Source organism: Nocardioides sp. (assembly GCF_030149505.1).
GTDB lineage: Bacteria > Actinomycetota > Actinomycetes > Propionibacteriales > Nocardioidaceae > Nocardioides.
Genome location: NZ_JASBRN010000072.1, coordinates 56,957 through 73,356, shown reverse-complemented (window position 1 = coordinate 73,356; position 16,400 = coordinate 56,957). Strand labels below are relative to the sequence as shown.

The following is a 16,400-nucleotide window of genomic DNA, read 5'->3' as shown; positions in this document are numbered from 1 at the left end:
CGTACTGCGCGGTCACGCGCCGAGCAGGAAGCCCGTGACGAAGCCGGCCGCGCTCGCGAGCGCGATCAACGGACCTCCCTCGCCGAACGCCTCCGGCGCCAGGGTGTCGATCACCGAGGCGAGCACCGCACCACCGGCGAAGGCCAGCGGCCAGGCCAGCGCCTGCGGGCCGGCCCCGGCGAAGAGGTAGCGGCCGGCGACCACGGCGAGCGCCAGCAGCACGGTCGTGGCGCACCAGACGCCCAGGACGAATCGCGGGCTGCGGCCGCGCTCGACCATCGAGCGGGCCCCGGCCACCGCCTCCGGCACGTTGGACACGAAGATCGCGACCAGCAGGGCCACGCTCGCGGCGTCGTTGAGCGAGACCCCGAGCGCGGCGTTCTCCGGGATGCCGTCCAGGGTCACGCCGGCCAGCAGCGCGAAGCCGGCCGTGCTGCCCGCGGTGCGACGCTCCAGCAGGCCGTCGGCCACGACGAACACGACCGCGCCGGCCAGGAAGGCCGCCGTCGCCCGCCCCGCCCCGCCGTCCTCGTACGCCGGCTCGAACAGCTCGAAGGCCGCACTCACCACGAGTGCGCCGGCGGCGAAGGCCAGCAGCGCGGCGACCAGTCGCTGCGGCGGCTGCCAGCGCACGCCGACGGCCGCCCCGACCGCGAGCGGGAGGGAGGCGCCACCGGCGTAGAGCAGGGTCGTCCACATGTCCTTGTGGTTCCCCGCGGTACGCCCGGGCACGCCCACCCGCCCGAGCGACCGCTCGGTGGCGGCGGCTACGGTGCCTGGCGTGAACCGCGTGCAGCAGCTCCTCGGCGTCGACGTCCCGATCGTCCAGGCCCCGATGACCTTCATCGCCCGGGCCCGGCTCGCCGCGGCCGTCTCCGAGGCCGGGGGCATGGGCATCATCGAGACCCTCACCCCCGAGGGCCGCGAGGACCTGCTGCGGGTCAAGGAGCTCACCGACAAGCCGGTCGGCGCCAACCTGCTGGTGGGAGGCTGGAAGCACGACCACTCCATCGTCGACACCCTCGTGGAGTCCGGGGTCTCGTACGTCGCCACCTCGGCCGGTGACCCCGGGCTGTTCACCGCCCGGCTCAAGGACGCCGGCATCACCGTCTTCCACGTCGTCGGCACGCTGCGTGCCGCGCTCAAGGCCGAGGCCGCCGGCGTCGACGGCCTCGTGGTCGAGGGCGTCGAGGGCGGCGGGTTCAAGGGCGCGACGGGCGCCTCCACGATGGTGCTGCTGCCCCTGGTGGCCTCGCGCACCTCGCTGCCGCTCATCGCCGCCGGCGGCATCTGCGACGCCACCTCGATGGCAGCCGCCATGGTGCTCGGCGCCGAGGGCGTGCAGATGGGCACCCGGATGCTGGCCACCCACGAGTCCGGCGTGCACCCCGCCTTCACCGACGCCGTCGTCGCGGCCCCCGAGACCGGCACGATGCTCGTCAGCGTCCCCGGCAACCCGACGATGCGGGTCATCGCCACCGAGCGCGCCCACGCGTGGGCGGCCGACCCGCCCGCGGACAAGCTGATGGACCGGGTGCAGGAGCTCTACTTCGACGGCGACCTGGACGCCAGCCTCGCCAACACCGGGCAGGTCGCAGGCCGGATCGATTCCGTGCGCCCGGTCGCCGACGTCGTACGCGAGATGTGGGTGGGGTGCCGGGCCGCCCTCGACGCGGGTCACGCGCGCCTGGGCTGACCCGGGCTCGGCACGGACGGATCCTGACGGCGCATCGCGCCGCATGGTGACGGTGGGTGTTGACGGTGGGGGCAGACTGGTCCTCCGGGCGCCGGGCCCGTCGGGAGGTGTGTGATGTCGGTCGGCTGGATGATCTTCGTCGGACTGGTCGTGCTCGGGGTGGTGGCTTACCTCCTCGTCGACCTGTGGGACAGCCGCCGCCAGCGTCGGCGGCTCCAGGGCGGGCAGGGCCGCGACGACCTGGACCACTTCCAGGTGCGCGGCGAGAAGACCATCAACCGCGACTTCGGCTCGATGACGGCCCGCTCGGTCGGCGACGGCAGGAACGGTCACGGACGCTCCTGAGTCCGCGTCGTCAACCAGCGGGCACAAGTCCCGAGCTGGTACCGCCTCGCCGCGGGACTCGGCTCTCGACTCGGGTCGCCAGGCGACGTGTGCCCGCTCGTTGACGAGCATCCGTCGCCCGGCCCGGACGTAACCGCCGTCACACGCGGCTCGTTGAGGCGGCGTGCTCCGCAGACTGCTCGTCGTCCTTCTGCTCCTGACCCTGCTGGCGGCGACGCCGCCGGTGCCGACCGTCGCGGGCGCGGCGCCCAGCAGCGCCGGAGCCGCCGAGGGCGGACGGGCCCGGGTCCCGCTCCCGACCCTCAGCCTCCCGCCGGCCGGCATCCAGGGCCGCCCGATGTGGGACTCCTGGCACCAGCTGGAGCCCTTCGGCTACACCGAGCAGGAGCTCTTCGTCTCCGGTACGGCCCGCGCCGCCGACGGGTCGACCGCGCCGTACACCACGCGGGTGGTCATCACCCGTCCCCAGCGCCAGCGCGACTTCAACGGCGCGGTGATGCTGGAGTGGGTCAACGTCACCGCCCAGTTCGAGAACGCCGTCGACAGCCTCGAGGGTCGCGAGGAGCTGCTGCGCAGCGGCTGGGCGTTCGTCCACGTCAGCGCCCAGGCCGCCGGCCTGTGCTGCACTCCGCTGACCCCCCAGGTGTGGGACCCGGTGCGCTACGCCGCCATCGACCACCCCGGCGACGCGTACGCCGACGACATGTTCCTCCAGGTCGCCCGCGCGCTCCGCACCCGGCAGGTCGGCGACGTCCGCCCGATGGGCGGGCTGCGGGTCGAGCGGGTCGTGGCTGCGGGGCAGTCGCAGTCCGCGGGCCGGCTGGCCGGGATCGTGCGGGCCTTCCGCGACGGGGCGGGCGTGATCGACGGGTTCCTGGTCCACGGCGGCCTGGCCGGGCTGGAGTACGAGCCGCGGCTGCGTGTCCCGGTGCTCCAGCTCAACAGCGACTGGGCCGAGTCGACCGGCACCGCCGACGACGACCCGCTCTACCGGCTCTGGGAGGTCGCCGGCTCCGCGCACGCCGGCCTCTTCATCGGCTACCAGCAGGTCTTCGGCTCCGGCCAGCGCGTGGTCGGTCTGCCCCAGGTCGACGAGCAGGGCTACCGCGACGCCATCGAGGCCGCCGGCGACTACGGCCAGTCCGCGCTCAACCCGCTCTACGCCGGCTGCATCGTGGCCGGCGCCTCCTTCCCCATGAGGTACGCCGTCAACACGGCGCTCCGCGAGCTCGAGGAGTGGATCCGCACCGGCGAGCGGCCGCGCCCCGCGCCCCGGTTCGAGTACGCCGCCGACGGCGTGACCCCGGCCCGCGACGCCGACGGCAACGTGCTCGGCGGGATGCGGCTGCCGCCCGTGGAGGTCCCGGTGGCGACGTACCGCTCCACGGACTGCGAGCTCGGCGGCACCACCGTCCCGTTCGACCCGCTGACCCTGCAGCAGCGCTACTCGACGTACGCCGACTACGAGCAGCGGCTGGCCCGGGCCACCGACCGGGCCGTGCGGCGGGGCTGGCTGCTGCCCGCCGACGCCCGGGACCAGATGCGGCGGGCCTGCGCGGTGCGAGACCGCTACCCGACGGCGACCGAGGAGTGCACCGACTACCGGCCGCCGCGCTTCGGCGGCTGAGGTCGTCGAGGGACCTGGCACAGTGGAGCCATGACTCCCACGCCTGGAGCCCTCGGACCCGACGCGCGAGACGCCGCCCTGGCCGCGATGACCGGACAGGCGGGTGAGCCCGAGCTGGACGTGCTCGTCGTCGGTGGCGGCATCACCGGGACCGGGGTGGCGCTCGACGCCGTCACCCGCGGCCTCAGCACCGGCCTGCTCGAGCAGCGCGACCTCGGCAGCGGCACCTCCAGCCGCAGCAGCAAGCTGATCCACGGCGGGCTGCGCTACCTGGAGATGATGGACTTCGGCCTGGTCCGCGAGGCCCTGCAGGAGCGCGGGCTGCTGCTGACCCGGCTCGCCCCGCACCTCGTGCGCCCGGTGCCGTTCCTCTACCCGCTGACCAAGCCGGTCTGGGAGCGCGCCTACGTCGGCGCCGGCCTGGCCCTGTACGACGGCATGGCCAAGGCCGGGAAGTACGACATGGGGGTGCCGCTGCACCGGCACCTCACCCGCCGCCAGGTCGCCCGGATGGCCCCGGACTTCCGCACCGACACCATCACCGGCGCCATCCGCTACTACGACTGCCAGGTCGACGACGCGCGCCTGGTCGTCGCGGTCGCCCGCACCGCCGCCCGCCACGGCGCCCACGTCGCCACCCGGGTCAAGGTCACCGGCTTCCTGCGCGAGGGCGAGCGGGTGGTCGGCGTGACCGCCCGCGACCTCGAGAACGGCCAGGACCTGGAGGTCCGGGCCCGGGTCGTGGTCAACGCCGCCGGGGTCTGGACCGACGAGATCCAGGACATGGTCGGCGGGCGCGGCGCCCTGCACGTGCAGGCGTCCAAGGGCGTGCACATCGTGGTCCCGCGCGACCGGATCCGCTCCGAGACCGGGTTCATCGTGCGCACCGAGACCTCCGTGCTCTTCGTCATCCCCTGGGGTCGCCACTGGATCATCGGCACCACCGACACCCCGTGGGACCTCGACAAGGCCCACCCCGCGGCCAGCCGCAAGGACATCGACTACATCCTCGACCACGTCAACCGGATCCTCCGCGAGCCGCTGGACCACGAGGACGTCGAGGGCGTGTACGCCGGGCTCCGGCCGCTGCTGTCGGGGGAGTCCGAGCCGACCTCGCGGATCTCGCGCGAGCACACCGTGGTGACCCCCGTGCCCGGCCTGGTGATGATCGCGGGCGGGAAGTACACGACGTACCGCGTCATGGCGCGCGACGCCATCGACGCCGCCGCCCACAGCCTCAAGGCCACCGGCACGGGCACGGTGCGCGAGTCGATCACCGACCGCGTCCCCCTCGACGGCGCCGAGTCCTACGAGACCCGCAGCAACCAGCGCGTGCTGCTCGCGCGACGCTCGGGGCTGCACGTGGCGCGGATCGACCACCTGCTCGGCCGGTACGGCGGGCAGGTCGACGACCTGCTGGCCCTCGTCGCCTCCCGACGCCAGCTCGCGCTGCCGCTGGAGGGCGCGGAGGACCACCTCGCGGCCGAGGTCGTCTACGCCGTGACCCACGAGGGTGCGCTGCACCTCGACGACGTGCTGACCCGACGCACCCGGATCTCGATCGAGACCTTCGACCGCGGCGTCCGGGCTGCCCCGCACGCCGCCCGGCTGATGGCCGAGGTCCTCGGCTGGGACGAGGCCCGGATCGCCCAGGAGGTCGCGCACTACCTGCGCCGGGTCGAGGCCGAGCGGCAGTCCCAGCTCAAGCTCACCGACCAGGAGGCCGACGAGGCGCGGGTGCAGGTCACCGACCTCGTCTGAGCGAGGCGCCGGTCACCTGACACGTGTCAACGAATCTGTTGACACCTAGAACACGTTCTAGGAAGGTGTCCGTGTGACCCAGGCAACACCTCCCGAGGCGCCCCCGGCCGACCTGAAGATGCAGCGCAGCAGCCGGGACGCCGCGCTGGTGCCCGCGGCGCTCGAGCGGTGGCTGTCCACGTTGCTGCCCGAGGGCGCGGACCCCGAGGTCGTGCTGCACAGCGGCATCGATTCCAACGGCATGTCCTCCGAGACGCTGGTCCTCGACGCCACCTGGACCGAGGGTGGGCAGCGCACGTCGCACCCGCTCGTCGCCCGCGTCGCCCCCGCTCCCCAGGACTTCCCGGTCTTCCCGCGCTACGACCTCGGCCACCAGTTCGAGGTCATCCGCCAGGTCGGGGAGCTCACCGACGTCCCGGTCCCGGGCGTGCGGTGGCTCGACGAGGCCGGCGAGGTCCTCGGCACCCCCTCCTTCCTCATGGACCGGGTCGAGGGCGTCGTCCCGCCCGACGTGCTGCCCTACCCCTTCGGCGACAACTGGCTCTACGACGCCGAACGAGCCGACCAGCGGCGCCTCCAGGACGCCACCGTCGACGTCCTCGCCCGGCTGCACGCGATCCCGGACCCGCTCGACCGGTTCGGCTACCTCGCCCCCGAGCAGGTCGGCGAGACGCTGCTGCACCGCAACCTGGCCAAGGTCCGCGCCTGGTACGACTTCGCCGTCCGCGACCTCGCGCCCTCGCCGACCGCCGAGCGGGCGCTGGCCTGGCTCGAGGCGCACATCCCGTCCGAGGCCGAGCAGGGCGAGCCGGTGCTGTGCTGGGGCGACGCCCGGATCGGCAACGTGATCTACCGCGACTTCGAGCCGGTCGCCGTCCTCGACTGGGAGATGGTCACCCTCGGCCCGCGCGCGCTCGACGTGAGCTGGCTGCTCTTCGCCCACCAGGTCTTCGAGTCCATCGTCGGGATGCTCGAGCTGCCCGGCATGCCGCACTTCCTGCGCGAGGAGGACGTGGTGGCGACGTACGCCGAGAAGTCCGGAGTCCAGCTCGGCGACCTCGACTGGTACCACGTCTACAACGGCCTGATGTGGTGCATCGTCTTCATGCGCACCGGCGCGCGCCAGGTGCACTTCGGCGAGATCGAGATGCCCGACGACATCGAGTCGCTGTTCCACTGCAAGCCGCTGCTGCTCTCGATCCTGGAGAGGGTCGGCGCCTGATGGCCGCATCTCAGGGCAGCGCCCGCGGCGGGTTGGGCCCCCTCGACGAGTACCCGATCCACCAGGTCCCGCAGCCGATCGGCTGGCCCGGGCCGAGCGACCGGCACTTCTACGACCGCTGCTACTTCAACGCCCACGACCGCACCGGCGACATCTTCGTGATCAGCGGGATGGGCTACTACCCCAACCTGCGCACCAAGGACGCCTACTTCCTCGTCACGCGCGGCACCGAGCAGACCGCCGTCCACCTGGGCGGCGCGATCGACGACGGCCACAGCCAGCTCGACCAGCGGGTCGGCGGGTACCGGCTCGAGGTCATCGAGCCGCTGCACAAGATCCGGATGGTGCTCGAGGAGACCGAGGGCCTCGCCTGCGACCTGACCTGGGAGGGCTCCTTCGAGGTCGTGCAGGAGCAGCGGCACGTCATGCGCCAGGGCACCCGGGTCGTGCTCGACGCCCAGCGCTTCGCGCAGGTCGGCACCTGGTCGGGCTCGCTGTCGGTCGACGGCACCGAGATCGCCGTCAGCCCGGACACCTGGGTCGGCTCGCGCGACCGCTCCTGGGGCATCCGCCCGGTGGGGGAGGCCGAGCCCGCCGGACGACCGGCCGACTTCGACGGCATGTGGTGGCTCTACGTCCCGATGCGCTTCGACGACTACATGATCTGCCTGATCATCCAGGAGGACGGCGAGGGCACCCGCACCCTCAACGACTGCACCCGCGTGTGGGGAGACGGTCGGGTCGAGCAGCTCGGCTGGCCGCAGGTCACCATCCACTACACCCCCGGCGGGCGGCTGCCCACCGGTGCGAGCATCGAGTGCCAGACCCGCCAGGGCCCGCTGCGCCTCGAGGTCGAGTCCCGGCTCGCGGCTCCGCTGCACTTCGGCGGCGGGTACGGCGGTGACCAGGACTGGCTGCACGGGCAGTGGCACGGCGAGGAGTTCGTCGAGCGCCGCACCTACGACCTCACCAGCGACGCCGTGCGGAGCATGCTGATGTTCGGCTGCGTCGACCACGTCGGCCGCGCCGTCGTCACCGAGCCCTCGCGGGGGAGCGGCACCGCCGAGGGCTTCGGCCTCTTCGAGCACTTCTGCGTCGGCAAGCACGAGCCGTCCGGCTTCACCGACTTCTTCTCCGTGGCCGCTGGTTGAGGAGGGACGAAGTCCCGTCTCGAAACCCATCCACTCCCTCACATCTGGAGCCGACATGACCCTCGACCGCGACGCCTTCTACATCGACGGCGGCTGGCGCGCCCCCGAGACCACCTCGACCATCCAGGTCGTCTCCCCGCACTCCGAGCAGGTCATCGCCACCGTCCCCGAGGCGTCGTACGCCGACGTCGACGCGGCCGTCGCCGCTGCCCGCCAGGCCTTCGACCACGGCCCGTGGCCGCGGATGTCGCCGGCCGAGCGGATCGCGGTGATCGAGGCGTTCTCGATGCTCTACGCCGGCAAGCTCACCGAGATGGCCGAGCTGATCACCCTCGAGATGGGCTCGCCGACCTCCTTCTCCCAGCTGGCCCAGGCCCCCGCGCCGTGGATGCAGATCGAGGCCTTCCTGGCGATCGCCCGGGAGTTCCCGTGGGAGGCCACCCGCCCCGGCGCCCTGGGCTCCGACGTGGTCGTGCGGCACGAGCCGGTCGGCGTGGTCGCGGCCATCCCGCCGTGGAACGTCCCGCAGTTCACCGTGCTGTCCAAGGTCGTGCCGGCCCTGCTGAGCGGCTGCACCGTGGTGGTCAAGCCCGCGCCGGAGTCGCCGCTGGACTGCTACCTGATGGCCGAGCTGCTCCAGGAGGCCGGCGTCCCGGCCGGCGTGATCAACATCGTCGCCGGCGGTCGCGAGGTCGGCCAGCACCTGGTGGCGCACCCCGGCGTGGACAAGGTCGCCTTCACCGGGTCCACGGCCGCCGGCCGCGCGATCGGCGCCGTGTGCGGCGAGCAGCTCAAGCGGGTCTCCCTCGAGCTGGGCGGCAAGTCGGCCGCGATCGTGCTCGAGGACGCCGACCTCACCACCACCGTCGAGGGGCTGAAGTTCCTCTCGGTGATGAACTCCGGGCAGGCCTGCGTCGCGCAGACCCGCGTCCTGGTGCCGCGCTCGCGCCAGGCCGAGCTGGTCGACGCGATCGCCCAGGGCATCGGCGGGATGCGCGTCGGTGACCCGATGGACCCCGCCACCGAGATCGGCCCCATGGTGGCCCAGCGCCAGCAGGAGCGGGTGCAGAAGTACATCGCGCTCGGGCAGGAGGAGGGCGCCCGCCTCGTCGCGGGCGGCGTCGGGATGCCCGAGGGCCTCGACCACGGCTGGTACGTCCGGCCCACCGTCTTCGCCGACGTCGACAACCGGATGCGGATCGCCCAGGAGGAGATCTTCGGCCCGGTCGTGTCGGTCATCGCCTACGACGGCGTCGAGGACGCCGTGCGGATCGCCAACGACTCCGACTACGGGCTCGCCGGCACCGTGTGGACCGCCGACGTGGAGGCCGGTCTCGAGGTGGCCCGCGGCGTCCGCACCGGCACCTACGGCATCAACACCTACACGATGGACTTCGCCGCCCCCTTCGGCGGCTTCAAGGCCTCCGGGCTGGGGCGCGAGTTCGGCCCCGAGGGCCTGGGCCAGTACACCGAGCTGAAGTCGATCTACACCCCGCTCCCGGCCGGCTGATCGCCGACCGGCCACCATCCGGTCCACCCCTCCGACCCGCCTGTCTGGTCCGGATGACTGGTCGGGTTGTCCGGTCGGGGTGACTGGTCAGCTGGGCTGGACCGGAGCGTGGGCGAGGGGCTCGCGGGGCCCGTCGCGACGTCCCGGGCGCCGTGAAGAGAACCTGAAGTCTTTACCTGTGGGCAGCAGGGCTCCCCGTGGCTAGCGTCGCGATGGAACGTGGCCCGGGAGGGTGCCACGTCAGGGGGAGAGGAATCACCATGCGCATCTGGCGCGCTCGACGCAGGACGGGGGCGCTGCTGTGCGCCCTGGCCCTCGCACTGCCGCTCGCGGCAGCAACGACTCCGGCCCACGCGGCCTCGTCGGACCTGACCTACTCGCGGGCCCAGACCTTCGTGGCCGTCGACCCCGGCGCCACCGCGTCGGCCACGGCCACCTGCCCGGTGGGCACGATCGCCATCAACGGCAGCTTCCAGGTGGACAGCGACCACACGGGGCGCGCCGCCGACCTGGGGATCGGCCAGAACCGCCGTACCGGCTTCCGGGACTGGACCGCCACGGTCTCCAACGGCTCGCCCGTGCGCATCACCGGCAACGTCCGGGTGACCTGCCTGGGGACGACCACGGCCGGCGGTCACGTGCTCGGGTTCGGCCAGGGCGCCGCGTCGGACCCCTTCGGTGACGTCGAGCTCGACGGGTTCGGCGACACCACCGCGACCTGCCCGGCGGCGCAGCCGATCGCGGTCGGAGCCGGGTGGGAGCTGACCGGTGGGGACGCCTACCTCAACGCCTCGACCAGCGACGGATCGAGCTGGACCTACTCCTTCGAGGGTGCGGGCGCCACCGCGGTGAGCTCCTGGGTCTACTGCGTCGACGACGGTGCCGTCGCCGGCACCGAGGCGGTGACGATCGGCCTGCTGCCGACCGCCGCCGTCCCGCCGACGTCCAGCGTGGTGGCGGACGGGTCGAGCTGGGACGCCACCCGCAGCTGCCCCGTGGACTCGCTGGCTGTCGCCGGCACGTTCGAGACGCTGGGCGCAGGGGTCTACCACCTGGGGGCGGAGTCCGCCACACGGGACTTCCGCCAGCGCTTCTACAACGACTCCGGAGCCTCCAGCACGGTCAGCACCGACGTCGTCTGCCTCACCTCGGCAGCGGTCCCGCCGCCGCCGCGCACCATCACCGAGGACAACGACAAGGTCAACAAGCGGGTCATCGGGGGCAAGCCGTTCCTCGCCGCGCGGGTCACGTGCTCGAACTTCCCGGCGTCGTGCGGGACGGTCGTGGCCAAGGCCTTCGTGCAGAACCCCGACGGCTCGCGGGGCCCACGGGTCGCCACGGGCAAGGTCCGCTACTCCGGCCCCGCGACACCGATGCGGCTGGCGGTCAGCCGCGCCGACCTGGTGCCGGGAGCCGCGGTCGACGCCCTGGTCCTGGTGCTCGCCGCCGGTGGCACCACGACGGTCACCAAGGACGTCGACGTCGAGGTGCCCTGACCTGTGCCCCCCACCCGCGCGGTCCGTCCCGACCCCGCGGGAGTAGGCCCCCGGACCGCTCCGGTCCGGGGGCCTGCGCTCGGCACAGACTGCTTGACAGAGCAAAGGAATGTGTCAAGCGCCTCACTTGTCTACCGAAGGGTAGTGACGGAGACCCCGGTCACATACTCTCGGTACATGAGCGCCTCGAGCCCCGACCCCGCAGGCAGCCCGCTCGTCGACGGGCCGCACGACCCCGAGCACGACCCGACCGCGGCGTACGCCCTGGAGCCGGAGTACGTCGAGGCGCTGACGCGCCGGATCCTGGCCACCTCGGGGGAGACCAAGGAGGTGCGCACGCCGCTGAGCGGCGCGCCGCTGGCGCACATCCCGCAGTCGCGCGAGGAGGACGTGGTCGAGGCCTTCGCCCGGGCCCGGCGCGCGCAGGAGTCCTGGGCCCGCACCAGCCTGGAGCACCGCTCGGCGATCCTCATGCGTCTGCACGACCTCGTGCTCGAGCGCCAGGAGGAGATCCTCGACCTGATCGTGTGGGAGTCGGGCAAGGCCCGCAAGCACGCGTTCGACGAGCCGCTGCACATCGCGCTGACCGCGCGCTACTACGCACGCACCGCCCAGCAGCACCTCGGCACCCAGCGCAAGCTCGGCGTGGTGCCCGGCCTGACCCGGGTCGAGGTCAACCGCGTGCCCAAGGGCGTCGTCGGCATCATCTCGCCCTGGAACTACCCCTTCACCATGGCGCTGTGCGACGGCCTCCCGGCCCTGCTCGCCGGCAACGCCGTGGTCACCAAGCCCGACGCCCAGACCATGCTGACCGCCCTCTACGGCGCACAGCTCCTCGAGGAGGCCGGCTTCCCCAAGGACCTGTGGCAGGTCCTGGCGGGCCCCGGCTCCCGCGTGGGCACCTCGGTCATCGCGAAGGCCGACTACATCTGCTTCACCGGCTCGACCGCGACCGGCAAGCGGGTCGCGGCCGGCTGCGCCGAGCGGCTGATCGGCTGCTCGCTGGAGCTCGGCGGCAAGAACCCGATGCTCGTGCTGCGCGACGCCGACGTCGAGCGCGCCGCCGAGGGGGCCGTGCGGGCTTCGTTCTCCAACGCCGGCCAGCTCTGCGTGTCCACCGAGCGGCTGTTCGTCGCCGACCAGGTCTACGACCGGTTCGTGGAGCGGTTCGTGGCGCGCACGCAGGCGATGACCCTGGGCGCGACCCTGGAGTGGGGCACCGACATGGGTTCGCTCATCAGCCAGGACCAGCTCGACACCGTGACCCGCCACGTCGAGGACGCCGTCGCCAAGGGCGCACGCGTGCTGGCCGGCGGCAAGGCGCGCCCCGACCTCGGCCCGTTCTTCTTCGAGCCCACGATCCTCGAGGGGGTCACCCCCGACATGACGTGCTTCGGCGAGGAGACCTTCGGACCGGTCATCTCGGTCTACCGCTTCCACGACGAGGCCGAGGCCGTGGCCCGTGCCAACGACGGTGAGTACGGCCTCAACGCCTCGATCTACAGCCGCGACGGGGCCCGCGCCCGGGCCATGGCGCGACAGGTCAAGTGCGGCACCGTCAACATCAACGAGGCCTTCGGGGCCACGTTCGCGAGCATCGACTCCCCGATGGGCGGCATGCGCGAGTCCGGCATGGGCCGTCGCCAGGGCAGCGAGGGCATCCACCGCTACACCGAGTCCCAGTCGGTGGGCACGCAGCGCCTGGTGCGCTTCGCCCCGATGCTGGGCATGTCCGACGAGCAGTACGCCGCCGTCATGACGGCGAACCTGCGCCTGATGAAGAAGCTGGGAAGGGCCTGACACACATGAGCGACACCACGCGCCGGTTCGACTACGACGTCCTCGTCATCGGCTCCGGCTTCGGCGGCTCGGTCTCCGCGCTGCGGCTGACCGAGAAGGGCTACAAGGTCGGCGTCATCGAGGCGGGTCCCCGCTTCGAGGACAAGGACTTCTCCAAGGGCACCCTCGACATCACCAAGTACCTCTGGGCACCGGCCCTGGGCTGCTACGGCATCCAGCGCATCGACGCGGTGCGCGACACCCTGATCGTCGCCGGTGCCGGCGTGGGCGGTGGTTCGCTGGTCTACGCCAACACCCTCTACGAACCGCTCCCGGCGTTCTACAAGGACGCCCAGTGGAGCCACATCACCGACTGGCGCGAGGAGCTCGCGCCCTACTACGACCAGGCCAAGCGGATGCTCGGCGTCGTGGAGAACCCCGTCCGCACGCCGGCCGACGACGTGATGGAGAAGGTCGCCTCGGACATGGGTGTCGGCGACACCTTCCACCCGACGCCGGTGGGCGTCTTCTTCGGCGGGCCCGGAGCCGACCCCGACCAGGTCGTGGCCGACCCCTACTTCGGCGGCGCCGGCCCCGACCGCAACCCCTGCCGCAACTGCGGCGAGTGCATGTCGGGCTGCCGCCACAACGCCAAGAACACCCTGGTCAAGAACTACCTCTACCTCGCCGAGCAGAACGGCGCGAAGGTGATGCCGCTGACCACGGTGACCCAGGTCAGCCCCCGCGACGGCGGCGGGTACGACGTCGCGGTGAAGTTCACCAAGGCCAAGCGCGCCACGCCGCGCACCACGCGCACCCTCACCGCCGAGCACGTCATCTTCGCCGCAGCCTCGCTCGGCACCCAGAAGCTGCTGCACCGGCTCAAGGACGAGGGCGTCCTGCCCAAGCTCTCCGACCGGCTCGGCTACCTCTCGCGCACCAACTCCGAGTCGATCCTCGGGGCGATCGCGCCGTCCAGCGACACCACGGACTACTCCTACGGCGTCGCCATCACCTCGAGCTTCCACCCCGACGAGGACACCCACATCGAGCCCTGCCGCTACGGCAAGGGCTTCAACACGATGGCGATGATGCAGACCGTCCTCACCGACGGTGACGGCGACGGCCCGCGCTGGCGCGCCTGGCTGAAGGAGCTGTGGACGCAGCGCTCGAACATCAAGGAGCTCTACGACCTCAAGCACTGGTCCGAGCGCACCGTCATCGCGCTGGTCATGCAGTCGCTGGACAACTCGATCACGACGTACGGCAAGAAGGGGCTGCTGGGTTGGCGGATGACCTCCCGCCAGGGCCACGGCGCCCCGAACCCGACCTGGATCCCGGTCGCGAACGACGCCGTGCGCCGCATCGCCGGCGTCCTGGGGGGCACCCCGGGCGGCAACATCGGCGAGCCGTTCAACATGCCGCTGACCGCGCACTTCATCGGCGGCTGCGCGATCGGTGACTCGCCGGAGACCGGCGTCATCGACGCCTACCAGCGCGTCTACGGCTACCCGGGCCTGCACATCGCCGACGGCTCGGCGATCAGCGCCAACCTCGGCGTCAACCCGTCGCTGACCATCACCGCCCAGGCGGAGCGGATGATGGCGATGTGGCCCAACAAGGGCGAGGCCGACGCGCGGCCCCCGCTCGGCGCCGACTACCAGCGCATCGCCCCGGTGCCGCCGGCCGCGCCTGCGGTGCCCGAGGCTGCCCCGGGCGCGCTGCGGCTGCCGATCGTCGGGGTCTCCTGACCCGCAGCCGCATCGCTGGACACCCACCTCGACCCCTCCCGGCCACCGGCCGGGAGGGGTCGACGTCTAGACCGGGAAAGTTTTCCCACGACCGGCGTCACCCGGACGTAACCCCGGCCCCGGGCCGTCGTTGAGGTGGTCAGACCCGGCAGTCATGCTCCCTCCCACAAGGCCGGGTCGCGGTCCAGGCGCTGTCCAGCAGAGCGTGGACGATCAGGGCCCGGCCACCCTCCCTCCCCGGCCGGGCCCTGGTGCATTTACGGCTGTCCCTCCGGCCCGTGCCGGCTGGTGCCCAGACGCCGACCTGGCGGGGGAGCGGGACGCCGCCCGCCGATACGATGCGGCCCATGACGGATGCCCCTGAGCACGACCTGGTCCTCGTCGTCGACTTCGGGGCGCAGTACGCGCAGCTGATCGCCCGGCGCGTCCGCGAGGCGCGGGTCTACTCCGAGATCGTGCCGCACCACATGCCGGTCGCGGAGATGCTGGCCCGTGGCCCGAAGGCGATCATCCTCTCCGGCGGGCCCTCCTCGGTGTACGCCGAGGACGCGCCCGGCATCGACGAGGCGATCTTCACCTCGGGGACCCCGGTCTTCGGGATGTGCTACGGCTTCCAGCTGATGGCCCGCGGCCTGGGCGGCACCGTGGCGGCGACCGGCGCGCGGGAGTACGGCCGCACCCCGGTCCGGGTCACCGAGCCGGGCACGCTGCTCGCCGACGTACCCGCCGAGCACAGGGTGTGGATGTCGCACGGCGACTCCGTCTCGGCCGCCCCGGCCGGTTTCACCGTGCTGGCCTCCACCGACGTCACCCCGGTGGCGGCCTTCGAGGACGTCGGCCGCGGCCTGGCCGGGGTGCAGTGGCACCCGGAGGTCCTGCACTCCGAGCACGGCCAGAAGGTGCTCGAGCACTTCCTGTGGGACATCGCCGGCTGCCGCCCGACGTGGACGATGGTCAACATCGTCGAGGAGCAGATCGAGAAGATCCGTAGCCAGATCGGCGACCGTGGCCAGGCCATCTGCGGGCTGTCCGGCGGCGTGGACTCCGCGGTGGCGGCGGCGATCGTGCAGCGCGCGATCGGTGACCGGCTCACCTGCGTCTACGTCGACCACGGCCTGATGCGCAAGGGCGAGACCGAGCAGGTCGAGCGGGACTTCGTGGCCGCGACCGGCGTCGACCTGCGGGTCGTGGACGCCGAGAAGCAGTTCCTCGACGCGCTCGCCGGGGTCAGCGACCCCGAGGAGAAGCGCAAGATCATCGGCCGCGAGTTCATCCGCACCTTCGAGGCCGCCGAGCGGGAGATCCTCGCCGACGCCGTCAGCGGCGACGACGGTGACAAGGTCGCCTTCCTGGTGCAGGGCACCCTCTATCCGGACGTCGTGGAGTCCGGCGGAGGAGCGGGCGCCTCGACGATCAAGAGCCACCACAACGTCGGCGGACTGCCCGAGGATCTGGAGTTCGAGCTCGTCGAGCCCCTGCGCACCCTGTTCAAGGACGAGGTGCGGCTGGTGGGCGAGCAGCTCGGGCTGCCGCCCGAGATCGTGTGGCGCCACCCGTTCCCCGGACCCGGCCTGGGGATCCGGATCATCGGCGAGGTCACCCGCGAACGGCTCGACGTCCTGCGCGAGGCCGACGCCATCGCCCGCGAGGAGATGACCCGCGCCGGCCTGGACCGTGACATCTGGCAGATGCCGGTCGTGCTGCTCGCCGACGTCCGGTCCGTCGGCGTCCAGGGCGACGGTCGCACCTACGGCCACCCGGTCGTCCTGCGCCCGGTCACCTCCGAGGACGCCATGACCGCCGACTGGGCCCGGCTGCCCTTCGAGGTGCTGGAGCGGATCTCCACCCGGATCACCAACGAGGTGCCCGAGGTCAACCGGGTCACCCTCGACGTCACCAGCAAGCCGCCGGGCACCATCGAGTGGGAGTGACCCGGGGCTGAGCCGTGTCCCGGGGAGCCGGGACAACGGGGGGACACGAGGGGTGCTGCAGCCCCTGGGGGCCGGGACGCGGGGACCGCGAGGGTCGGTCCACCGAACCGACCCCCCACAGGAAGGACCAC

12 protein-coding genes are annotated in these 16,400 nt (G+C 72.4%); 11 read left to right on the top strand and 1 reads right to left on the bottom strand.

All coding sequences use genetic code 11. The features are described 5' to 3' along the window. Window positions 1-12: 12 nt before the first annotated feature. A complete protein-coding gene (locus Q1V71_RS16040) occupies window positions 13-699 on the bottom strand; it encodes a hypothetical protein (RefSeq protein ID WP_300645067.1) in 687 nt (228 codons plus the stop codon). On the opposite strand from Q1V71_RS16040, the gene Q1V71_RS16035 reads away from it, so the two are divergent. The 11 genes from Q1V71_RS16035 (at window position 698) to guaA (ending at window position 16,269) form a co-directional block, all read left to right on the top strand. After that, entirely contained in the window at window positions 698-1,696 is a 999-nt protein-coding gene (locus Q1V71_RS16035; protein WP_300645065.1) for a nitronate monooxygenase family protein, read from the top strand. The two genes, Q1V71_RS16040 and Q1V71_RS16035, sit on opposite strands and share 2 nt — an antisense overlap. Window positions 1,697-1,810: 114 nt before the next feature. Then, on the top strand, window positions 1,811-2,041 hold the full coding sequence (locus Q1V71_RS16030) for a hypothetical protein (RefSeq protein WP_300645063.1): 231 nt from the start codon (window positions 1,811-1,813) through the stop codon (window positions 2,039-2,041). A 163-nt stretch (window positions 2,042-2,204) separates the two neighbouring features. Next, window positions 2,205-3,668 (top strand): alpha/beta hydrolase domain-containing protein, encoded by a 1,464-nt coding sequence (locus Q1V71_RS16025; protein WP_300645062.1) that lies wholly within the window; start codon window positions 2,205-2,207, stop codon window positions 3,666-3,668. Window positions 3,669-3,698: 30 nt separating this feature from the next. Continuing rightward, a complete protein-coding gene (gene glpD, locus Q1V71_RS16020) occupies window positions 3,699-5,429 on the top strand; it encodes a glycerol-3-phosphate dehydrogenase (protein WP_300645061.1) in 1,731 nt (576 codons plus the stop codon). Between the two features lie 73 nt (window positions 5,430-5,502). Further along, complete coding sequence (locus Q1V71_RS16015) at window positions 5,503-6,651, top strand: phosphotransferase family protein (protein WP_300645060.1); 1,149 nt, start codon at window positions 5,503-5,505, stop codon at window positions 6,649-6,651. Beyond that, window positions 6,651-7,802, top strand: coding sequence for a hypothetical protein (locus tag Q1V71_RS16010; protein WP_300645059.1), 1,152 nt, complete (start codon window positions 6,651-6,653; stop codon window positions 7,800-7,802). The genes Q1V71_RS16015 and Q1V71_RS16010 overlap by 1 nt, the downstream gene beginning before the upstream one ends. A gap of 55 nt (window positions 7,803-7,857) precedes the next feature. After that, window positions 7,858-9,312 (top strand): aldehyde dehydrogenase, encoded by a 1,455-nt coding sequence (locus Q1V71_RS16005; protein WP_300645058.1) that lies wholly within the window; start codon window positions 7,858-7,860, stop codon window positions 9,310-9,312. A 260-nt stretch (window positions 9,313-9,572) separates the two neighbouring features. Continuing rightward, window positions 9,573-10,808: a hypothetical protein gene (locus Q1V71_RS16000; protein WP_300645057.1), complete on the top strand. Its 1,236-nt coding sequence runs from the start codon at window positions 9,573-9,575 to the stop codon at window positions 10,806-10,808. Between the two features lie 177 nt (window positions 10,809-10,985). Beyond that, window positions 10,986-12,608 (top strand): succinic semialdehyde dehydrogenase, encoded by a 1,623-nt coding sequence (locus Q1V71_RS15995; RefSeq protein WP_300645056.1) that lies wholly within the window; start codon window positions 10,986-10,988, stop codon window positions 12,606-12,608. 5 nt (window positions 12,609-12,613) lie between these two features. Next, window positions 12,614-14,338 (top strand): GMC family oxidoreductase, encoded by a 1,725-nt coding sequence (locus Q1V71_RS15990; RefSeq protein ID WP_300645055.1) that lies wholly within the window; start codon window positions 12,614-12,616, stop codon window positions 14,336-14,338. Window positions 14,339-14,685: 347 nt separating this feature from the next. Further along, window positions 14,686-16,269, top strand: coding sequence for a glutamine-hydrolyzing GMP synthase (gene guaA / locus Q1V71_RS15985; RefSeq protein WP_300645054.1), 1,584 nt, complete (start codon window positions 14,686-14,688; stop codon window positions 16,267-16,269). Window positions 16,270-16,400: the final 131 nt, after the last annotated feature.